Consider the following 21,655-nt stretch of genomic DNA (forward strand, 5'->3'; position numbering starts at 1 on the left):
GCAATCGGAATCTGTGTCGATGCCCCGCCTTCCCCGCCCCCTGCGCTGGCTTCTGCTGGGCGCCGTCACATTTGTGCTGCTGGGCGCCGCAGTCACCGGGATCGTGCTCTACTCGGTCTCGTCCCGCCTCCCCGACGTGCAGAGCCTGCGCAACATCGAGCTGCAGGAGCCGATGTACGTCTATGCACGGGATGGCCGCCTGATGGGGCTGTTCGGCGAGATGCGCCGCTATCCGGTCGACATCAAGGACGTCCCCCTGCAGGTGAAGCAGGCCTTCCTGGCCGCGGAGGACGCCCGCTTCTACGAGCACCACGGGGTCGACTTCAAGGGCGTGGCCCGCGCTGTCTGGCTGCTGGCGACCACCGACGACAAGCGCGTCCCGGGCGGCTCCACCATCACCCAGCAGGTTGCCCGCCAGTTCTTCCTGAGCAGCGAGTACAGCTACACCCGCAAGCTCGCCGAGATGCTGCTGGCGATGAAGATGGAGCGGGAGCTGGGCAAGGACGAGATCCTCGGCCTGTACCTCAACAAGAGCTTCTTCGGGAACCGTGCCTACGGCGTGGCCGCGGCCGCGGAGTTCTACTACGGCAAGAAGCTCTCCGAGCTGAGCCTGGACGAAGCCGCCACCCTGGCCGGCATCCCCAAGTTCCCGTCCAGCGGCAACCCGCTGAACAACCCCGAGCGCGCACGCATCCGGCGCGACAACTACATCCTGCCGCGCATGGCGGAACTGGGCTTCGTGTCGCGGGCGCAGGCCGACGCCGCCCGCGCGGTGCCGATGCACGCCAGCCCGCACGAGCGCACCATCGAGGTGTACGCGCCGTACGTGGCCGAGATGGTCCGCCAGGAGATGGTGGCGCGCTTCGGCGGCGACGTGCTCAACAAGGGCTACCACGTCACCACCACCATCGACCCAGCCCTGCAGGCCGCGGCCGACAAGGCGATCGTGGACGGCATGCGGGTCTACGACCACCGCCACGGCTGGCGCAAGCCGACCCAGCAGGTGCAGATCCCGGCCGGGGCGGATGCCGCCGCCATCGGCAAGCTGCTGCGCAACGTGCCGGCGCAGGCCGGGCTGCTGCCCGCCGTGGTCACCGGCAGCGGGGATGGCGCCCTGCAGGTGGTGCTCGCCGACGGCTCCGAACTTTCGCTGCGCGGCGCGGCGATCAGCTGGACCGGGAAGGCGGCGGCGGCGCTGGCGGCACGCGGCGACGTGGTCCGGGTCCGGCGGGTGGACGCCGAGGCCACCGGTGCCGAACCGAACTGGGTGCTCGACCAGATCCCGCGGGCGCAAGCCACGCTGGTGTCGCTCGACGCGGACAACGGCGCACTGCGCGCCCTCGTCGGCGGCTACAGCTACGCCGGCTCGAAGTTCAACCGCGCCACCCAGGCCCGGCGCCAGCCGGGCTCGAGTTTCAAGCCCTTCCTGTACGCCGCTGCCTTCGAGCGCGGCTTCAACCCGGCCTCGATCGTCCTCGACGCCCCGGTCGTGTTCAAGGATCGGCGCGGGCACATGTGGCGCCCGCAGAACGACTCCGGCAACTTCGCCGGGCCGATGCGCCTGCGCGAGGCCCTGGTGCAGTCCCGCAACCTGGTCTCGGTACGCCTGCTGGATGCGATCGGCGTGGACTACGCACGACGCTACATCAGCCACTTCGGCTTCGACGAGGCCAACCTGCCCCCCAACCTGTCGATGTCGCTGGGAAGCGCCTCGCTGACCCCGCTATCGGTAGCGCGGGGTTACACCGCCTTCGCCAACGGCGGATTCCTGGTCACCCCGTGGTTCATCGACCACGTGCGCGACGCCGAAGGCCGCGAAGTCTTCCGCGAGAAGCCGCCGACCGCCTGCCCACAGTGCGCCGTCACGACGCCGGCCGGCCAGTCCCAGTCGGTGACCGCCTCGGCTGCCACCAAGGTCGATGGCTTCGATTTCGGCCCTGCCGGCACGCAGGCCGGGGCTACTGCGCCGAAGCCGGGCACCACGCCGCAGGCGGCCAAGCCGGCCGCCGAGGCCAAGCCGGTGGATCCGTCGATGGTCGTCGCCCCGCGCGCGATCGACCCGCGGGTGGCCTGGCAGCTGCAGTCGATGATGCGCGACGTGGTCAGGCGCGGCACCGCAACCGATGCCAAGGTCCTGGGCCGCGAGGACGTGGGCGGCAAGACCGGCTCCACCAACGACCACCGCGACGCCTGGTTCTCCGGCTTCGGCGGCCAGTACGTGACCACGGTGTGGGTCGGCCGCGACGACTATCGCTCGCTGGGCTACCGCGAGTACGGCGGCAAGGCGGCCCTGCCGATCTGGATCGGCTACATGAAGGTCGCGCTCAAGGACCAGCCGGAACGCGTGCCGGATCCGCCGGCGGGGATGGTCGAGGTGCGCAGCAACGGCGCTGTGGAATGGCTCAAGGTCGAGGACGAGGAGCGCATGCGCAACGAACTCGACGTCGCCCCGGAAGAGGACGCGCAGCCGGCCGAAGAGGCGTTCGACATCTTCTGAGCAGGCGGTCCGGCCCGTGCGCACGAACCAGGGCTGGGGTAGAGTCGGGGCAGGCTTGGACGAGGGACGCGCGATGCCGACTGCCCGCCAGCACGCCAAGCCGCATGCCCATACCCACGCCGAAACGCGCACCCGGGAACGCCGCCTGCAGGTCGCCCACGCCGCCGCGCGGCTGATGGCCGAGGGCGGCATCCGCGACTACCACCAGGCCAAGCTCAAGGCGGCGCAGCGGCTGGGCATCGTCGACGACGCCTCGCTGCCGCGCAACCGCGAGATCGAGGAGGCGCTGCGGGAGTACCAGCGCCTGTTCCTCGGACAGGACCAGGCCAGCGCCCTGCAGCGCCGGCGCGAAGCCGCCCTGCCCGCCCTCGACTTCTTCCGCGCCTTCCAGCCCCGGCTGGTCGGGCCGGTGCTGGACGGCACCGCGGATGCGAACGCCGCGATCACCCTGCACCTGCACAGCGACGATCCCGACGCCGTGCCGCGCTGGCTCGAGGAGCACCGCATCCCCGCGGAGGCGCGGACCCGCCACCTGCGGCTCGACCGGGAACGCGCGCTGGATGCGCCGGTGTGGGTGTTCAGCGCGGACGGGCTCGGCTTCGACCTCACCGTGCTGCCCGAGGCGGTGGTACGCCAGGCGCCGCTGTCGCCGGTCGACGAGAAGCCGATGCGGCGTGCGTCCGCCGCGCAACTGCGCGAACTGCTGGCCCACGACGAGATCGCCGGCTACGAAGCCGGCACGCGCTGAGCACGGGATCCGCGGGGCCATGAACGACGACGCCCCGCGTGGCGGGGCGTCGTGGTGGATCGCTGGCGCGGGATCAGCGGCCGGCCATCGGCGTGTAATCGCGCTGCGCCGCGCCGGTGTAGATCTGGCGCGGGCGGCCGATGCGGTTCTCCGGGTCTTCCTGCTGCTCCAGCCAGTGGCTGACCCAGCCGGCGGTGCGGGCGATGGCGAACATCACGGTGAACATCTCCACCGGGATGCCGAGCGCCTTGTAGATGATGCCGCTGTAGAAGTCGACGTTCGGGTAGAGCTTGCGCTGGATGAAGTAGTCGTCCTTGAGCGCGGCTTCCTCCAGGCGCACCGCCACCTCCAGCAACGGATCGTTGACGTTGAGCGCGCCCAGCACTTCGTGGGTCATCTTGCGCACGAGCGCCGCGCGCGGGTCGTAGTTCTTGTACACGCGGTGGCCGAAGCCCATCAGGCGGAAGCCGGACTCCTTGTCCTTGGCCTTGTCGACCGCGGACTTCACGTTCTCCGGCTTGCCGATCTCGGCCAGCATCTTCAGCACGGCCTCGTTGGCGCCGCCATGCGCCGGTCCCCACAGCGCGGCCACGCCGGCGGCCACGCTGACGTACGGGTTGGCGCCGGTGGAACCGACCAGGCGCACGGTCGAGGTCGAGGCGTTCTGCTCGTGGTCGGCGTGCAGGATGAACAGCAGGTCCATCGCCTTCGCCGCGACCGGGTTCAGCTCCAGCGGTTCGCTCGGCACTTCCATCATCATGTGCAGGAAGCGCGTGGTGTAGTCGAGGTTGTTGCGCGGATAGCGGATCGGCCAGCCGATCGAATAGCGATGGCAGGCGGCGGCGATCGTCGGCACCTTGGCGATCAGGCGGATCGCCGCCAGGCGGCGCTGCTCCGGATCCTCGAGGTTGAGGTCGTTGTGGTAGAAGCTCGCCAGCGACCCGAGCATGCCGGTCAGCATCGCCATCGGGTGGGCGTCGTGGCGGAACCCGTACAGGAAGGTGCGGAAGGCCTCGTGCATCATCGTGTGATGCGTGACCTCGTGCTCGAACTTCTCCAGTTCGCCCTGGGTCGGCAGCTCGCCGTGCATCAGCAGGTAGGCGACCTCGGTGAAGGTCGACTTCTCGGCCAGTTGCTCGATCGGGTAGCCGCGGTACAGCAGCACGCCGGCATCGCCGTCGATGTAGGTGATCGCCGACTTGCAGCTGGCGGTGGCGCCGAAGCCCGGGTCGTAGGTGAAGCAGCCGGTTTCCTTGGGCAGCCTGGCGATGTCGATGCAGGGCTGGCCCAGGGTCGGGTGCAGGACGGGCATGTCGACGGACTTCTCGCCCGCGGTCAGGGTGATCTGCTCAAGTTCAGGCACGACGCAACTCCGGTGGGGTCCGCGCGACGCCGGCCCGCAGGCCATGCGCCGGCGCATGGGAAGCCGGAATTATCGCACAGGGCCCGATGAAGGCGACCCGGACGAAAGTCGCATGCGCGCGTTGCCGGGGACCCGGAAACGCGAACGGCCACCGCATGGGTGGCCGTCGGTGCAGCGAGGTGCGCGCGCTTACTTCTGGTAGCGCTTGCGGAACTTGTCGACGCGGCCGCTGGTGTCGATCAGCTTGTTCTGGCCGGTGTAGAACGGGTGCGACGAGGACGAGACTTCCACCTTGACCAGCGGGTACTCGTTGCCGTCTTCCCACTTCACCGTTTCCTTGCTGGAAAGGGTCGAGCGGGTCAGGATCTTGAAGTCCGAGGTCACGTCCTGGAAGACGACGTCGCGGTATTCGGGATGGATGCCGGCTTTCATGGCTTGAAACCTGAGTTGGAGCGGGACTGAGCCGCGCATTATAGCCGCTGCCCGTGGACCGGCGCAAGCCGTCCCCGGGCGGGGTCAGCCGGCCGCCAGGGCCGCTTCCAGCATGCCTTCGAACCGGGTCTGGTCGTACCGCACCAGGATGTCGACGTTGTCCGGCGCGCCGCCCTGCCGGTTCCAGTCCACGATGGTGGCGCCGCGGGTGTGCTGGCCGGCCATTTCCACCGCCAGCGGCCGCGACACGGCTTCGAGCACGCCCTCGGGCTGCAGCGCCATCGCCATCGCCAGCGCATCGGCTGCATGCCAGCGCTCGCCGCGGCCGGCCCGGGACCAGGCGCGGGTATGCGCGGAGACGCCTGCGTAGAAGCGCGCGCGCGGCGAATCGGCGGCCAGCCAGCGCTCGACGTCCGCGTGCAGGTAGCCATGCGCCAGCACCGCTTCCCAGTCCGCCAGCTCGATCTTCGGGAAGCCGCTGAACACGATGTGCGCGGCCTCCGGGTCGAAGGCGATGTTGAATTCCGCGGCCGGGGTGATGTTGCCGTGCGCGGTGACCGCGGCACCCATCACGATGCAGCGGGCCACGCGTTGCGGCAGGCTCGGGTCCAGCCGCAGGGCCAGCGCGAGGTTGGTCAGCGGGCCCAGCGCGACGAGCACCAGGCGCCCGGCATGCACGTGCGAGAGGCGCAGGATCGCCAGCGCGGCGTGTTCATCCTCGGCGGTGCGAGCGGCGGGCGCATAGCCGGTGTCGCCGAAGCCGTCGCGCCCATGCACGTAGGCGGCGTCGCGCGCCGGGTGCACCAGCGGGGTCGCGGCGCCCGGGAATACCGGCGCGTCCACCGCGCAGACCTCGCACAGCTTCAGCGCGTTGGCGACGGTATGGCCGAGGCCGACGTTGCCGGCGGCGATCGTCAGGCCGACCACCTCGTGGCGGGCGTCGGCGAAGGCCATCAGCAGCGCCAGCGCGTCGTCAACGCCGGGGTCGGTATCGATCAGCAGGGGAATGCGCGGGTTCGTCATCGTCCATCTTCGGTTTCGGCGGGCCGCCCTCGCGGGCGGAACGGGCGCGGCCGGCCAGTGTACGGAGCCGCGCCGGCATTGCCAGACCGACGGGCCTCAGGCGGAGGCGTAGCGGGCGGCACCGCCCACCCAGCGCGCGACGATGCGGTCGGCGATCTCCGGGGATTCCTGGAGCAGGCGGTCGGCGAGCACATGCACCCGCGGCAGCAGGTCGGCATCGCGCACCAGGTCGGCCATGCGGAAACTGGCCAGGCCGGTCTGGCGGGTGCCCAGCAACTCGCCCGGGCCGCGGAGTTGCAGGTCCTTCTCGGCGATGGCGAAGCCGTCGTTGGTCCGCCGCAGGGTGTCGAGGCGCTCGCGCGCCATGGCCGAGAGCGGCGACTGGTACAGCAGCACGCAACTCGACGCCGCGCTGCCCCGGCCCACCCGCCCGCGCAACTGGTGCAACTGGGCCAGGCCCAGGCGTTCCGCGTTCTCGATCACCATCAACGAGGCGTTGGGCACGTCGACGCCGACTTCGATGACGGTGGTGGCCACCAGCAGGTCGAGCTCGCCCTGCTTGAATGCCAGCATGGTCGCCTGCTTCGCGGCCGGCTTCAGGCGTCCGTGCACCAGGCCGATGCGCAGCCGCGGGAGCGCGGCCTGCAGGGCCTCGAAGGTGCCCTGCGCAGCCTGCGCGACGACCTCGTCGGACTCGTCGATGAGGGTGCAGACCCAGTAGGCCTGGCGCCCCTCCGCACATGCGGCGCGGATGCGTTCGATCAGCTCCGGGCGTCGTTCCGCAGCCAGGGCGATGGTCGCCACCGGCGTGCGTCCCGGCGGCAGTTCGTCGATCGCGGAGACGTCGAGGTCCGCGTAGGCGCTCATCGCCAGCGTGCGCGGGATCGGCGTGGCGGTCATCACCAGTTGGTGCGGCACCCCGGCGCGCCCCTTGTCGCGCAAGGCCAGCCGCTGGTGCACGCCGAAGCGATGCTGCTCGTCGACGATGGCCAGCGCCAGGTCGTGGAAGGCCACGCCTTCCTGCATCAGCGCGTGCGTGCCCACGACCACCTGCGCGGTGCCGTCGGCGACTTCCTCCAGCGCCGACCGCCGCGCCTTGCCGGTGACCTTGCCGGCCAGCCAGCGCACCCGCACGCCCAACGGTTCCAGCCAGCCGCACAGGTTGGTGAAATGCTGCTCGGCCAGCAGTTCGGTGGGCGCCATCAGCGCGGCCTGCAGGCCCTGCTCGACCGCGAGCAGCGCGGCCATCGCGGCGACCACGGTCTTGCCGCTGCCCACGTCGCCCTGCACCAGCCGCAGCATCGGGCGCGGCCGCGCCAGATCCTCGCGCACCTGCGCGAACACCCGCGCCTGCGCCGCGGTCAGCGCGAACGGCAGCGCGCCGCGCAGCCGCTCGACCAGCATCCCCTCGCCGGTGAGCGCCTGCGCGCCCTCCGACTGCAACGCGATCCGCTGCCGACGCAGGCTCAGCTGGTGCGCCAGCAATTCCTCGATCGCCAGCCGCCGCTGCGCCGGATGCAAGCCCGCCTGCAAGGCCGCCAGGTCCGCATCCGCGGGCGGGTTGTGCAGCAGGCGCAAGGCCTCGCGCAGTGGAGGCAGGTCGAGCTCGGCGAGGATGCCGGGGGGCAGCAGCTCCAATGCGTCGCCCGCGGGCAGGCGTTGCAGGGCCAGCCCGATCAGCTTGCGCAGGTTGCCGGCGCCGATGCCCTCGATCTCCGGATACACCGGATCCAGGGCGTCGCCCAAGGGGGCATCGCCATCGCCGAGGAGGCGATAGCTCGGGTGCACCATCTCCAGGCCAAGTTGGCCGGGGCGCGGGGTGCCGTAGGCGCGCACCCGCGTGCCGGGCGCGAATTGCGCCGCCTGCTGCGCACGGAAGTGGAAGAAGCGCAGGACCAGCGTGCCGCGCGATTCGTCGGACAACGCGACCCGCAGCATCGGCCGGTAGCGGAAACCGCGCTCCACCGCCTCCACCCTGCCCTCGACCTGCGCCGGCACGCCGGGCTGCAGCCCGCGGATCGGCGCCAGCGCGGTCCGGTCCTCGTAGCCGCGCGGCAGGTGCAGCCACAGGTCCTGCAAGCCGACCAGGCCGCGGGCGGCGAGCTTCTCGCGCAGCGCCGGGCCGACCCCCGGAAGCGAGGACAGCGGGCTGTCGGCATCCGTGAAGGCGTGGGGGCGTGCGACCGGCATCTGCCGTCGCTCCGCTCAGGCCAGTGCCATCACCGCATCGACCTCGAAGCGCGCGCCCTTCGGCAACGCGGACACCTCGATGGTCGAACGCGCGGGATAGGGCTGCGCGAAGTACTCGCCCATCACCGCGTTGACCGCCGCGAATTCCGCGAGGTCGGCCAGGTACAGGCCGACCCGGACGATGTCGTCCATCGTGCCGCCGGCGGCTTCGCACACCGCCTTGAGGTTGTCGAACGCGCGTCGCGCCTGCGTGGCGATGTCGCCGGCGACGAGGTCGCCGGTGGCCGGATCGAGCGGGATCTGCCCGCTGAAGAACACCAGGTTGCCGGCGCGGGTGGCCTGCGAATACGGACCGATGGCGGCGGGCGCGCGGTCGCTGTGGATGGCGGTGCGGGGCATGGCGGTCGCCTCGTCGAGGGGCCGCCAGTGTAGCGGCGCTACAGGCGCTGCACGCCGTGGACCACGCCGAGGCGGCGGATCCGTCGCATCACCTCGGCGAGGTGCTTGCGGTCGGCGACCTCGATCGAGAAGCGGATCGCGGCGATGCGGGTGTCGCGCTCGAGGTACTCCACGCGGTCGATGTTGGAATCGGCCTGCGCGATCGCCGCGGCTACCTGCGCCAGCACGCCGGGCCGGTTGTCGACCTCCACCCGCAGCGCGGCATCGAAATCGCCCGAGACCTGGCGGTCCCAGCCGATCGGCACCCAGCGTTCCGGCGACTTGCGGTACTCGGCGACGTTGGGGCATTCCAGCCGGTGCACCACGATGCCCTTGCCGGCGCTGTGGTAGCCCATGATCTCGTCGCCCGGGATCGGCAGGCAGCACTGCGCGAAGCTCACCACGCCGCGCTCGGCGCCGGTGATCAGGATGCGGTCCTGCGGCACGCCGCCGGCATCCGGCTGCAGCAGGCTGGGTGCCTGCTCCTGCGCCAGCGCCAGCGCGACCTGCACCGGCATGCGGTTGCCCAGCGCGATGTCGGCCAGCATCGCCTCCAGCCGCGGATAGCGGTTCTCGGCCAGGTAGGCCTCGAGCCGCGGGGTCGGCAGCCGGTCCAGCGAGGTGCCCTGCGCGCCCAGCGCGCGATCCAGCATGTGGTGGCCCAGGCGCACCGCATCCTCGTGCTCGAGCTGCTTGAGCTGCTGGCGGATCGCGGTGCGCGCCTTGGCGGTGGCCACGAACTCCAGCCATTGCGCCGCCGGCCCCGCCGACTTCGCGGTGATCACCTCGACCGTCTGCCCGCTGACCAGCTTGGCGCGCAGCGGCGCAAGCTTGCGGTCCACGCGCGCGGCGACCGCATGGTTGCCGACGTCGGTGTGCACCGCATAGGCGAAGTCCAGCGCGGTGGCGTTGCGCGGCAGCGCCATGATGTCGCCCTTGGGCGTGAACAGGTAGACCTCGTCGGGGAACAGGTCGACCTTGACGTTCTCCAGGAACTCCAGCGATGAGCCGGTGCCGCGCTGGCTCTCCACCAGGTTGGCGATCCACGCCGACGCCCGCGTCTGCGCGCTGTTGCCGGGTTCCTCGCCGTGCTTGTAGGCCCAGTGCGCGGCGACCCCGCGCTCGGCCACCAGGTCCATCTCGCGGGTGCGGATCTGCACCTCGATCGGCGAGCCGTAGGGACCGAACAGCACGGTGTGCAGCGACTGGTAGCCGTTCGCCTTGGGGATCGCGACGAAGTCGCGGAAGCGCCCGTCCAGCGGCTTGAACACCGAATGCACGGCGCCCAGCGCGTGGTAGCACTCGGCCACGCTGCCGACCACCACGCGGAAGCCGAACACGTCCATCACCTGGGCGAAGCTGCGGTTCTCCGCGCGCATCTTCGAATAGATGCTCCACGGGGTCTTGATGCGCCCGACCAGGCGGTGCTCGATGCGCTCCATCGCCAGGCGCTGCGCCAGCTTCGCCTCGATCTGCGCGAGCGCCTCGCGGCGCACCAGCGGCTGGCTGCGGATGCGCTTCTCGATCACCGCGTGCCGCCACGGATGCAACGCGCGGAAGCCGAGGTCCTGCAGCTCCGACTTGATCAGGTTCATGCCCAGGCGCTGGGCGATCGGCGCGTAGATGTCCAGCGTCTCGCGGGCGATGCGGATGCGCGCGTCGGTGGACTGCGCGCCCAGCGTGCGCATGTTGTGCAGGCGGTCGGCCAGCTTGATCAGGATGACGCGCAGGTCGCGCGACATCGCCAGCAGCATCTTGCGGAAGCTCTCGGCGGCCGCCTCCTGGCGGTCGCGGAAATGCAGCTTGTCCAGCTTGGTGACGCCGTCGACCAGGTCGGCGACGGTCTCGCCGAACTGGCTGGCGATGTCGCCGCGGCTGAGCGGGGTGTCCTCGATGGTGTCGTGCAGGATCGCCGCGACCAGCGTCTCGACATCCAGCCCCTGCGACGCCAGCACGCCGGCGACCGCCACCGGATGGGTGATGTAGGGCTCGCCCGACTTGCGGGTCTGCCCGGCGTGCGCGGCGGCGCCCACTGCCCAGGCACGGCGCAGCACGGCGCGTTGCGCGGCCGGCAGGTAGGCCGCCTGCGCTTCCAGCGCCTGCACGTAGTCCGGCACCTCCGCCTCGCCGGGCGCAGGGGTGGACGGCATCGCGAGGGCGGGATCGCCGGGACTCATGCCCGGAGCCTAACCCCGTGGCGCGATGCCGGCAAACCCGCGCGCGCCAACGAAAACGGCCCCCGAAGGAGCCGTCCGTGAGGCCTGCACGCGGCGAGCCGCGGGATCAGTCGTCGCCCTTCATGTCGTCGTCGCCGGCAACCACCTCGGCGGCGGCCCACTCCAGCGCCTCGCGCTCCTTGCGCTCGCGCTCGGCCTTCTCGACGGCATCGATGTAATCGGTGTCGATCTGGCGCGCGGCGATCTCGCGCAGGGCGAGGACGGTCGGCTTGTCGTTGGCTTCGCTGTTGTCCAGCTTCGGCTCCACGCCGCCGGCCAGCTGGCGCGCGCGCTTGGCGGCCATCATCACGAGCTCGAAGCGGTTGTCGACCACTTCCAGGCAATCTTCGACGGTAATACGGGCCATGTGTGTCCTGCGGCAGTCGTGCCGCTGAAGGGATCAGGGGGTCGCGAAGTCTAGCCGCATCCGGCCGACGACGCAAGGCGTTGCCTTGAAAATCAGAAACTTACGCGGTCAACCGGGCTGGTTCGGGTCATCCACCAGCAGCGACGTGATCAGACGCGCATGGCGCGCGACCTGGGCGTCCTTGCGCAGCCTGCTGGCGGTGAAGATGCTGCACATCTCGGCGACCGCGGTCTCGAACACCTCGTTCACGATCACGTAGTCGAACTCGCCGTAGTGGCTCATCTCCTCGCGCGCGGCGGCCAGGCGCTGGGCGATCACCGCCTCGCTGTCCTGCCCGCGCTTGCGCATGCGCTCCTCCAGCGCGGCCCGCGACGGCGGCAGGATGAACACGCTCACCGCGTCGGGGATCTTCGACCGCACCTGCCGCGCGCCCTGCCAGTCGATCTCCAGCAGCACGTCGCGGCCGGCGCTCAGTTGCGGCTCGACCGACTGCCGCGCGGTGCCCTTCCAGTCGCCGTGCACCAGCGCATGCTCGAAGAAGTCGCCGGCGGCGACCATCGCCTCGAACGCGGCGGCCTCGATGAAGTGGTAGTGCTCGGCGTGGCGCTCGCCCGGGCGCGGCGCGCGCGAGGTGAACGAGATCGACAGGCTGATGTTCGGGTCGCGGGCCAGCACCGCATTGACGATGCTGGATTTCCCGGCGCCCGACGGCGCGGCGACGATGTACAGGGTTCCGCGCATGGGCTCAGCTGCCTTTCACTCGATGTTCTGGATCTGCTCGCGGACCTGGTCGATCAGCACCTTCAGCTCGACCGCCGCGTTGCTGGTCCGCGCATCCACCGACTTGCTGCCCAGGGTGTTCGCCTCGCGGTTGAACTCCTGCAGCAGGAAGTCGAGGCGGCGACCGACCGGCTCCTTCTGCTTCAGCACGCGGCGCAACTCGGCGAGGTGGCTGTCGAGGCGATCGAGCTCCTCGTCCACGTCGAGCTTCTGCAGCCACAGCACCAGCTCCTGCTCGACCCGGCCCGGGTCCGCCGGTTGCGCCAGGTCGGCCAGCCGCGCCTCCAGCTTCTGCCGTTGCCCCGCCCGGATCTGCGGCACCAGGGTGCGCACCTCGCCGGCGATCGCGGCGATGGCGTCGGCGCGCTCCGCGATCACCGCGGCGAGCTTGGCGCCCTCGCGTTCGCGCGCGGCGACGAAATCGTCGAGCACCGCGTCGAGCAAGGCCATCGCCTCGCGCTGCAGGGCCTCGGGTTCGATCCCGCGCGCCTGCAGCACGCCCGGGAATTGCAGCAATTCGGTGAACTGCACCTGCAGCTGCGGGAACCGCCCGCCCAGCCGGCCGGCGAGGTCGGCCAGCCGCGCGACCACCGCATCGTCCACCTCCAGCGCGTCGCCGCCGGCGGCCTGGCGAAGCCGGACGACGAGGTCCAGCTTGCCGCGCGCGACCCGCGCCGCGACCCGCTCGCGCATCGCCGGTTCCAGCGCGCGCAGTTCGTCGGGCAGGCGCAGGCCCAGCTCCAGGAAACGGTGGTTGACCGCACGCAGCTCGCCCCCCAGCACGCCCCAGTCGGTGCTGCGCTCGCCGGCGGCGAAGGCGGTCATGCTGCGGATCATGCGGAGGGCCGGTGCGATGGAGGGCGAATGGTAATCTACCGCCCCGTTTTTTACCGGATCGCCGATGTCCTTCGCACGCCCCAGCGGCCGCGCGCCCGAGCAGTTGCGCACGGTCGCCATCGAACGCGGATTCACCCGCCACGCCGAAGGCTCGGTGCTGGTGCGCTTCGGCGACACCCGCGTGCTGTGCACCGCCAGCGTGGAGAACCGCGTGCCCGGCTTCCTGCGCGGCAAGGGCGAGGGCTGGGTCACCGCCGAATACGGCATGCTGCCGCGCGCCACCCACACCCGCGGCGACCGCGAGGCCGCCCGCGGCAAGCAGGGCGGGCGCACGCTGGAGATCCAGCGCTTGATCGGCCGTTCGCTGCGCGCCTGCGTGGACCGCGCCGCGCTGGGCGAGCGCACCATCACTCTCGACTGCGACGTGCTGCAGGCCGATGGCGGCACCCGCACCGCCGCGATCACCGGCGCCTACGTCGCCCTGGTCGACGCCGTGCGCTGGCTGCAGGCACGCAAGGAGATCGCCAGGGATCCGATCATCGGCGCGGTGTCGGCGGTGTCGGTCGGGATCTTCCGCGGCGTGCCGGTGCTCGACCTCGACTATCCCGAGGACAGCGATTGCGACACCGACATGAACGTGGTGATGAACGACGGCGGCGGCTTCATCGAGCTGCAGGGCACCGCCGAGGGCCACGCGTTCCGCCGCGACGAACTGGACGCGCTGCTGGCGCTGGCGGAGAAGGGATGCGGCGAACTGTTCGCCGCGCAGCGGGCCGCGCTGGCCACGCCGTGAAGCTGGTGCTGGCCAGCGGCAACGCCGGCAAGCTGGCCGAGTTGCGCGACCTGCTGGGCGACCGCTTCACCCTGCACGCGCAGTCCGAGTTCGGGGTCGGCGATGCCGACGAGACCGGCCTCAGCTTCATCGAGAACGCGATCCTCAAGGCGCGCCACGCCGCCCGCGCCACCGGCCTGCCCGCGCTGGGCGACGATTCCGGCCTGTGCGTGGATGCGCTGCACGGCGCGCCCGGCCTGTACTCGGCGCGCTACGCCGGCACCCACGGCGACAGCGACGCGAACATCGACAAGCTGCTGCGCGAGATCGACGGCATCGAAGACCCGGCGCGCACCGCGCGCTTCGTCTGCGTGCTGGCCCTGGTCCGCCACGCCGAAGACCCGATGCCACTGGTCGCCGAAGGCAGCTGGGAAGGCCGCATCCTGCGTGCACGCCGCGGCGGCAACGGCTTCGGCTACGACCCGGTGTTCTTTTCGCCCCTGCACGGCTGCAGCGCGGCGGAACTGCCGGCCGACGTGAAGAACCGCGGCAGTCATCGTGGGCAGGCGCTGGCCGCATTGCAGCGACGCCTGCAAGCAGCGTCATGAACGCATCCGCGGGCGGCATTGTTGCCGAGCTCATGCGAACGTCCCGTTCGATGCGCCGCCGCGCACCGTCCATGGCGCGCTTCCCGCAATGCCGTTCCACGACTGCCTGACGCCTCTCCGCGACCGTGCTGACCACCCCGCCACTCTCGCTCTACGTGCACCTGCCGTGGTGCGTGCGCAAATGCCCCTACTGCGACTTCAACTCGCACGAAGGCCGCGGCGCGCTGCCGTTCGAGGCCTACGTCGATGCGCTGCTCGCCGACCTCGACCACGACCTGCCGCTGGCCTGGGGCCGCACCGTGCATAGCGTGTTCTTCGGCGGCGGCACGCCGTCGCTGTTCCCGCCGGCGACGATCGACCGCTTCCTGCAGCAGGCGTCCGCGCGGCTGCGCTTCGCGCCGGACGTCGAGGTCACCCTCGAGACCAACCCCGGCACGGTCGAGCACGGTCCGTTCGCGGGCTACCGCGCCGCCGGGGTGAACCGCCTCAGCTTCGGCGTGCAGAGCTTCGACGACGGCTGCCTGCAGCGGCTGGGCCGCATCCATTCCTCGGGCGACGCCGAGCGCGCGGTCAAGGCGGCGCAGGATGCCGGCTTCGACAACCTCAACCTCGACCTGATGTATGCCCTGCCGGGGCAGTCGCTGGCGATGGCGCTGGCCGACGTCGATCGCGCGATCGCGCTGCAGCCCGCGCATCTCAGCCACTACCAGCTCACGTTGGAGCCGAACACCGTGTTCGCGGTGCGCACGCCTGCCGGCCTGCCCGACGAGGACGGCGCCTGGGACATGCAGGAGGCCTGCCAGGCCCGCCTCGCCGCGGCCGGCTTCGGCCAGTACGAGGTCAGCGCCTATGCCCGCGCCGGGCGCCAGTGCCGGCACAACCTCAACTACTGGCAGTTCGGCGACTACCTCGGCATCGGCGCGGGCGCGCACGGCAAGCTGACCCTCGGTGCCTCGCAGCAGGTGCTGCGGCGCTGGAAGCTGCGGCATCCCGCCGAGTACCAGGCCAAGGCCGGCATGCCCGCCGCGATCGGCGGCGACGAGGTGCTGACCGCCAGCCGGCTGCCGTTCGATTTCATGCTGAACGCGCTACGCCTCAACGCCGGCGTGCCGATGGCGATGTTCGAGGCGCGCACCGGCCTGCCGCGCGCCGCCATCGCCGACCACCTGGCCACGGCCCACGCCCGCGGTTGGCTGGAACCCGATCCCGACTGGCTGCGCCCGACCGAACTCGGCCGGCGCTTCGCCAACGACGTGATTGGCCTGTTCCTGGATTGAATCGCGTGGAACATTGAGGCAATCAGGCGCGGCCACTACCATGCCCGCATCGCCAGCGCGCCGGGGGGACGCCAATGGTCGACACAGGGATTGCGCCACCGATCCAGCCAGCCGATGGCGCAGCGTCGCGCCGGGTACGCCGGATCCTCGAGAACCAGGCACTGACTGCCGAGACCGAGCTCGGGCGGCAGCTGCGCGTCGTGCTGATGGAAACGGAGCTCGAGTACAACCGGGAAGCCAATGCCCATCGCGACCCCAAGGTGCTGGCCGCATGGTCGTCCGCGTCCCGCCTGTTGCGCGAACGCGGCGGCGAGTTGCTGTCGGCCTTCCAACGCCATGTGCACGCCGGCCTGATGACGATCGGCACGGGCCGCTCGCCGCGCCCGGCCGGTGCCGCCGCGGCGACCCCGCAGGCGGGCGAGTTGCGCCTGGTCGATGACCTCGACCTGGACGAAGACGGGCTGATCGCCAGCAGCGCAGCCCGCTGCGAATCGCGGAACAGCCTGGCCCTGCAGTTGATGGGCTATCGCTACGGCGTCCTGGCGGCGGCGCCGGCGTTCGATGCCGAACACCTGCCGCTCGGGCCCACCGCCCTGTCGCATGCGCTGCGCGCGAGCGCCGGTGCGCTCGGCCTCGCGCTGGAAGCGCGGGTGGTGCTGTATCGCACTTTCGAGAAGATCGCGCTGGCGCACTATCCAGCCTTGCTCGAAACGCTGAACACGCGCCTGGCCGGGGATGGCGTCCTGCCCCACCTCAGCTTCATCCCGGTGCGGGTGCGGCCCGCAGCCAACGACCGGATGCACCTGGACGCGCCGACGGCGGCTGCCGATCCGCGCGGCCCGGACCAGCCAACCACCGCGGGCGAGCGACCGCAGGACCCCAGGCCCGCAGCCGCGGCATCCCCGCGCATCGCGCCGACCGAAGGCCGCTTCGCCCAACTGCAGTCGCTGCTGGCGATGCGTCGCAAGCTGCTCGCCAAACTGCGCCCCGGGGAGCAGGACGACCGCGTCCGCGAACGACTCCCGGCTGCCGACGTACAGGCGGCGCTGGCACGCATGCGCTCGACCCAGGCCCGGGCCGCCGACCTCACCGAAGTTCGCCACGCCGTGCTCGCGCAAGCGCGCCAGCAGCGCGGCCACGGCGTGGTGCTCGCGGATCCGGATGCGGACGGCTTCGAATTGTTCGGACTGTTCCAGGCCCAGCTCGAACGACTGCTGCGCAAGGGCAGCCCGGGCGAGATCCTGGTCGAGCGCCTGCGCTTGCCGCTGCTGCAGTTGGCCTTGCGCGACCACGGGTTCTTCGTCGACCCCAGGCATCCCGCGCGTCGGGTCCTCGATGCGGTCTCGCTGGCGGGTGCCAACTGGCTCGCGGACGACGACCTCGATCCCCAATTGCTCGGCCTGCTGCAGCGCGCGGTAGGTACCGTGCTGGAAGACGGGCAGGCGCAGCACGACAGCTTCGTCGCCGCCAACCACGCCTTGCAGGCCGGCCTGCAAGCCGCCGCCCGCAAGCACGAGATGTCCGAGCGTCGCCAGGTGGAAGCGGCGCGCGGCCGCGAACGCCTGGGCCTGGCACGCCAGCAGGCCAACGCGGAGATCGCGCGCATCCTCGCGGGGCGCGGCCTCCCTCGCTTCCACGGCATGCTGGTGGAACATGCCTGGGCCGATGTCCTTGCCTTGGCGTGGCTGCGCAGCGGCGAGGAATCAACGGCTTGGCAGGAGCTCCGGGATGCCACCGAGGCCATCGTGGAGGCTGCCCTCGCGCCCGGTCGCCCGGCGGAGCCGGGTTTCACCGGCCGCCTCGAGTCCGCGCTGTCGCTGGTCGGTTACCACGCCGAAGAGGCGGGCATGATTGCGCGCGCCCTGGCCAACGGACGCGCCGAAGAAGAGGACGAGCTGGCATCGCGGACCGAGTTGGTCGTGCAATTGCGCGCCCGCACCCGCCTCGGGGACGAGGGCGGTGCCATCGCGGCCGGGGAGGATTCGCCCCGGACCGCGTCGCAGCAGGCGGCGTGGGATCGCCTGGCGGGCTTGGCGGAAGCGCAATGGGTGGATCTCCGGCTCGCCGGTCGCGACGCGCCGGTGCGCCGGCGCCTGGCCTGGGTGAGCCCGCGCAGCGGCCAGGCCTTGTTGCTCAACCGGCGCGGCATGCGCGCCGAGGATGCGACGCTCGACGATCTCTGCCGCCGCCTTGCGGCCGGCGATCTCGCGCTGGTCGAGGCCGACACGCACCCCGCCGAGCTTGCGTGGCAGTCCACCTACGCAACCCTTGAACACATCGCTGGCGGCCAGGAGGCTTCCCATGGGTAGCGAATCGCGGCGGATGCCGCGGCGCACGGTCAGCGGGCTGATCGACGTCGTCGATGCGATGACGGAAGAGAGCATCGGCCACCTGGGCAACCTCTCGGTCGGCGGGATGCTGCTGATCGCGCGCGCGCCGCTGGCCGAGGACGGCCTCTACCAACTGCGCTTCTCCCTGCCCGATGCCGAGGAGCCGCTCGAGGTCGGCGCGCATGTCCTGTGGCAGGACGCCGGCACCGCCAACGGGCAGGCCTGGGTCGGGCTGCGTTTCCTCGGATTGGCACCCGCCGTGACCCGCCGACTCCGGGAATGGACGCACCATGCCGAGGGCGACGGGCACTGACCATCGGCACCAGCAGGGCAAGGCCCGATCGGTCAGAATCCGGGCTCACCCTGCACGACTTCGGAATCCATGCCCGCCGCCCTGTATCCCGCGCACCTCGACACCCTGCTCGCCCGCACCGCGGAGGCGCTCGCGCGCGGCGGCTTCGACCACTTGGTGGTGCCCAGCGGCACGCTGCACTACCAGGCCTTCGACGACCGCGACTATCCCTACGCGGTGAACCCGCAGTTCAAGGCGTGGCTGCCGGTGACCAAGGCGCCCGGCAGCTGGCTGGTCGCCACCCCCGGGCAGCGGCCCAAGCTGGTGTTCCTGCAACCTCACGACTACTGGCACGTGGTGCCGGAGGCGCCGGGCGGCTACTGGGCCGGCCATTTCGACATCGTGGTGGTGCGCGACGCCGCAGACGCCGCACGCCACCTGCCGGCCGACCCGTCGCGCTGCGCGATCCTCGGCGAGGCGCAAAGCGCGCTGGGCGATTACGTCCCCAACAACCCGCCGGCGGTCATCGCCTACCTGGAGTACCACCGCGCGTTCAAGACCCCGTACGAGGTCGCGATGATGCGCGAGGCCAGCCGCATCGGCGTGCGCGCGCACCGCGCCGCCGAGCGCGCGTTCCGCGCCGGCGCCAGCGAATTCGGCATCCACCTGGCCTACTGCCAGGCCGCGGGCCAGGACGCCAACGACCTGCCCTACGGCAACATCGTCTGCCTCAACGAGCACGCCGCGGTGCTGCACTACACCGACCGCGACCGGGTGCCGCCAAAGGCCGCGCGCAGCTTCCTGATCGATGCCGGCGCCAGCTTCGGCGGCTATGCCTGCGACATCACCCGCACCTATTCCGCCGACCGCGGCGACGAGTTCCAGGCGATGATCGATGCAGTCGATGCCGCGCAGCTCAAGATGTGCGATGCGGTGCGCGACGGCGCCGACTACAGGCAGATCCACCTCGATGCGCACCTGGCGCTGGCCGTGATCCTGCGCGACGCCGGGATCCTGCGCATCACCGCCGACGACGCGGTGGCGCGCGGCGTCTCCAGCGCGTTCTTCCCGCACGGCATCGGCCACGGCATCGGCCTGCAGGTGCACGACGTCGCCGGCTTCGCCGCCTCCGACGCGGGCGGCACCATCGCGAAGCCCGAGGGCCATCCCTACCTGCGCCTCACCCGCACGCTCGCGCCCGGGATGGCGGTGACCATCGAACCCGGCATCTACTTCATCGACATGCTGCTGGACGAACTGAAGGCGAAGGGCCTCGGCGACACCGTCGACTGGGATCGCGTCGCCGCGTTCAAGCCGTACGGCGGCATCCGCATCGAAGACGACGTCGTGTGCACCGATGGCGCGCCGATCAACCTGACCCGCGAGGCATTTTCCGCCACCTAGCGATACCGGCGCATCGCCGGGCCCGCATGGCGGGGGTGTGCGATCGAGCGCGCCACGGATGGCGCGCGTCCGTGAATCGCAGGCGGATGCGGAGCCTGAGCGGCGAACGCATTCCCCGCCATGCCGGCCGCGCGGCGAAATCACCCCGCCATCAAGGCCTCGACTTCATCCGCGCTGCGCTCCAGCGCGCCGGTGAGCACGCGATGGCCGTCGCGGGTGACCAGCACGTCGTCTTCGATGCGGATGCCGATGCCGCGCCATTTCGCGGGCACCGACGCATCGTCTGGCGGGATGTAGAGGCCGGGCTCGATGGTGAAGACCATGCCCGGTTCCAGCAGGCGCGACTCGCCGTCGATCCGGTACTCGCCCACGTCGTGCACGTCCAGACCCAGCCAGTGCCCGGTCTTGTGCCGGTAGTAGCGCTTGTAGTCGCCCCGCGCGATCACCGCCTCCAGCCCCCCGGACAACAGTCCGAGCGAGAGCAGGCCCTCGGTCAGCGTCGCCACCGCCGCGTCGTGGCCGGCCTCGTAGGCGACGCCCGGCCGCGCCTGCGCCAACGCCGCCGCCTGCGCGGCGCAGACCAGGTCGTGCAGCTGGCGCTGCTCGCGGGTGAAGCGGCCGTTGACCGGGAAGGTGCGGGTGATGTCGGCGGCGTAGCCGCGGTATTCGGCGCCGGCGTCGATCAGCACCAGGTCGCCATCGCGCGACTTCGCGCGGTTGTCGCGGTAGTGCAGCACGCAGGCGTTGCCGCCGGCCCCGACGATGCTGGCATACGCCGGCTCGGCGCCATGCAGGCGGAACACGTGTTCCACCGCGGCCTGCAGTTCGTACTCGTGGATGCCCGGGCGCGCCGCGCGCATCGCCGCACGATGCGCGAGCACGCTGATGTCAGCCGCCTTCTGCATCAGCTTCACTTCATCGGCGGATTTCACCAGCCGCATTTCGTCGAGCAGGTGGCCCAGCTCCAGGAACTCCTGCGGCGGCTGCGCGCCCTGGCGCACCTGCGCGCGCACGCGGTTGATCCAGCCGATCAGCTTGAGGTCGAAGTCGGCGTCGCGACCGAGGTGGTAGTGCACCCGCCGCCGCCCTTCCAGCAGGCCGGGCAAGATGTCGTCGATGTCGGCGATCGGATAGGCATCGTCCATGCCGAGCGCGTCCACCGCGCCATCGGGCCCGAGGCGCGGACCGTCCCAGCCTTCGCGCTCGGGATCGCGCTCGCGGCAGAACAGCAGCGATTCACCGTGGCGCCGCCCGGGCACCAGCACCAGCACCGCCTCCGGTTCGGTGCAACCGGTGAGGTACCAGAAATCCGAATCCTGGCGATACGGGTAATGGGTATCACGGCTGCGGATGCGCTCCGGCGCCGCCGGCACGATCACGATCGCCCCATCGCCGACCGCCTGCATCAGCTGGCGGCGACGGCGCGCAAGCGCCTTGCGTTCGCCGGCGGAGGGCGTCATCGCCTCAGTGCAGGCGACTGCGCTGGCGCGGGCCGAGCGCGCAATCGGCGTGCAGCAGCAGCACGGCCATGCGCACGTACTCCTCGATCTCCACCAGCGATTCCTCGTCGCTCTCGGGATCGACTTCGTCGATGCGCGCGGCGGCGAGGTTGGCGATGTCGCCCAGCGCTTCCTGGTCTTCCTCGCCCAGGGCCTTGTCGCCCACCGCCAGCCCGAAGCCGCCGAGGAACGCACGGCACCAGGCGAACAGCGCGCCGGCGCGCACGGCGACCTGGTCGCCCTCGCCTTCCGGCAGCAGCAGGTCGAAGCCGAAGTCGGCGTCGCCGAGCTGGGCCACGGTCGCGGCACGGAGGCGGTCCAGCGCATCGCCCTCGACCGGCGCGGGCAAGGCGGGATCGGCCATCACCTCGGCGATCCAGCCGGGCAGGTCCTTGCCGCCGGCGGCGAGCCAGCCGCTGAGGGCGCCATGCAGTTCCGCCGCGCTGGCGGCCAGCGCCAGGCGCCCGGCCTCGGCCTCGACTTCGTTCCAGGACGGCAATCGGATTTCGCTCACGCGATTCGCTTCCAGTGCAGGAATACCAGTGTACCAACCGCGCCCCGGGACCATCATTGGCGACTCCT

19 protein-coding genes are annotated in these 21,655 nt (G+C 71.1%); 8 read left to right on the forward strand and 11 right to left on the reverse strand.

The features are described 5' to 3' along the window. The first annotated feature begins 19 nt into the window (after positions 1-19). A complete protein-coding gene (locus tag ON759_RS06455) occupies positions 20-2,497 on the forward strand; it encodes a penicillin-binding protein 1A (protein ID WP_271679532.1) in 2,478 nt (825 codons plus the stop codon). Between the two features lie 73 nt (positions 2,498-2,570). Then, positions 2,571-3,245: a hypothetical protein gene (locus ON759_RS06460; protein WP_271679533.1), complete on the forward strand. Its 675-nt coding sequence runs from the start codon at positions 2,571-2,573 to the stop codon at positions 3,243-3,245. Positions 3,246-3,318: 73 nt separating this feature from the next. Here ON759_RS06460 and ON759_RS06465 read toward each other — a convergent pair whose 3' ends face one another. The 9 genes from ON759_RS06465 to ON759_RS06505 all read right to left on the reverse strand — a co-directional run bounded on the left by ON759_RS06465 (position 3,319) and on the right by ON759_RS06505 (position 12,891). After that, a complete protein-coding gene (locus ON759_RS06465) occupies positions 3,319-4,608 on the reverse strand; it encodes a citrate synthase (RefSeq protein ID WP_271679534.1) in 1,290 nt (429 codons plus the stop codon). A 189-nt stretch (positions 4,609-4,797) separates the two neighbouring features. Then, entirely contained in the window at positions 4,798-5,040 is a 243-nt protein-coding gene (locus ON759_RS06470; RefSeq protein ID WP_271679535.1) for a type B 50S ribosomal protein L31, read from the reverse strand. An 84-nt stretch (positions 5,041-5,124) separates the two neighbouring features. After that, positions 5,125-6,063 carry a nucleoside hydrolase gene (locus ON759_RS06475; protein WP_271679536.1) on the reverse strand — a complete coding sequence of 313 codons (939 nt, stop codon included), beginning with the start codon at positions 6,061-6,063 and terminating at the stop codon, positions 5,125-5,127. A 96-nt stretch (positions 6,064-6,159) separates the two neighbouring features. Then, positions 6,160-8,253, reverse strand: a complete 2,094-nt coding sequence (gene recG / locus ON759_RS06480) for an ATP-dependent DNA helicase RecG (protein WP_271679537.1) — start codon at positions 8,251-8,253, stop codon at positions 6,160-6,162. A gap of 15 nt (positions 8,254-8,268) precedes the next feature. Further along, positions 8,269-8,652, reverse strand: coding sequence for a RidA family protein (locus tag ON759_RS06485; protein WP_271679538.1), 384 nt, complete (start codon positions 8,650-8,652; stop codon positions 8,269-8,271). A gap of 38 nt (positions 8,653-8,690) precedes the next feature. Continuing rightward, entirely contained in the window at positions 8,691-10,868 is a 2,178-nt protein-coding gene (locus ON759_RS06490) for a RelA/SpoT family protein (protein ID WP_271679539.1), read from the reverse strand. A 106-nt stretch (positions 10,869-10,974) separates the two neighbouring features. Then, positions 10,975-11,274 (reverse strand): DNA-directed RNA polymerase subunit omega, encoded by a 300-nt coding sequence (rpoZ, locus tag ON759_RS06495; RefSeq protein WP_271679540.1) that lies wholly within the window; start codon positions 11,272-11,274, stop codon positions 10,975-10,977. A gap of 108 nt (positions 11,275-11,382) precedes the next feature. Beyond that, entirely contained in the window at positions 11,383-12,015 is a 633-nt protein-coding gene (gene gmk, locus ON759_RS06500; protein ID WP_271679541.1) for a guanylate kinase, read from the reverse strand. Between the two features lie 15 nt (positions 12,016-12,030). After that, on the reverse strand, positions 12,031-12,891 hold the full coding sequence (locus tag ON759_RS06505; protein WP_271679542.1) for a YicC/YloC family endoribonuclease: 861 nt from the start codon (positions 12,889-12,891) through the stop codon (positions 12,031-12,033). A gap of 64 nt (positions 12,892-12,955) precedes the next feature. On the opposite strand from ON759_RS06505, the gene rph reads away from it, so the two are divergent. From rph to pepQ, 6 genes are all read left to right on the forward strand, one after another. Then, complete coding sequence (rph, locus tag ON759_RS06510; RefSeq protein WP_271679543.1) at positions 12,956-13,684, forward strand: ribonuclease PH; 729 nt, start codon at positions 12,956-12,958, stop codon at positions 13,682-13,684. Then, entirely contained in the window at positions 13,681-14,271 is a 591-nt protein-coding gene (gene rdgB / locus ON759_RS06515) for an RdgB/HAM1 family non-canonical purine NTP pyrophosphatase (protein WP_271679544.1), read from the forward strand. The genes rph and rdgB overlap by 4 nt, the downstream gene beginning before the upstream one ends. Before the next feature lie 125 nt (positions 14,272-14,396). Next, on the forward strand, positions 14,397-15,548 hold the full coding sequence (gene hemW, locus ON759_RS06520; protein WP_271679545.1) for a radical SAM family heme chaperone HemW: 1,152 nt from the start codon (positions 14,397-14,399) through the stop codon (positions 15,546-15,548). Between the two features lie 74 nt (positions 15,549-15,622). After that, the gene (locus ON759_RS06525) at positions 15,623-17,857 is read left to right on the forward strand and encodes a DUF1631 family protein (protein WP_271679546.1); all 2,235 of its coding nucleotides are present in this window, start codon (positions 15,623-15,625) and stop codon (positions 17,855-17,857) included. Then, positions 17,850-18,191 carry a PilZ domain-containing protein gene (locus ON759_RS06530; protein WP_271679547.1) on the forward strand — a complete coding sequence of 114 codons (342 nt, stop codon included), beginning with the start codon at positions 17,850-17,852 and terminating at the stop codon, positions 18,189-18,191. Before ON759_RS06525 ends, ON759_RS06530 begins: the two co-directional genes overlap by 8 nt. 69 nt (positions 18,192-18,260) lie before the next feature. Continuing rightward, positions 18,261-19,574: a Xaa-Pro dipeptidase gene (pepQ, locus tag ON759_RS06535; protein ID WP_271679548.1), complete on the forward strand. Its 1,314-nt coding sequence runs from the start codon at positions 18,261-18,263 to the stop codon at positions 19,572-19,574. A 140-nt stretch (positions 19,575-19,714) separates the two neighbouring features. Here pepQ and pepP read toward each other — a convergent pair whose 3' ends face one another. Together pepP and ON759_RS06545 are read right to left on the reverse strand one after the other, a co-directional pair. Further along, a complete protein-coding gene (gene pepP / locus ON759_RS06540; protein WP_271679549.1) occupies positions 19,715-21,034 on the reverse strand; it encodes a Xaa-Pro aminopeptidase in 1,320 nt (439 codons plus the stop codon). A gap of 4 nt (positions 21,035-21,038) precedes the next feature. Next, entirely contained in the window at positions 21,039-21,578 is a 540-nt protein-coding gene (locus ON759_RS06545) for a UPF0149 family protein (RefSeq protein ID WP_271679577.1), read from the reverse strand. Positions 21,579-21,655: the final 77 nt, after the last annotated feature.

Origin of the sequence: Thermomonas mangrovi (assembly GCF_028201335.1) — a bacterium.
In the GTDB taxonomy this organism is placed as follows: domain Bacteria; phylum Pseudomonadota; class Gammaproteobacteria; order Xanthomonadales; family Xanthomonadaceae; genus Thermomonas; species Thermomonas mangrovi.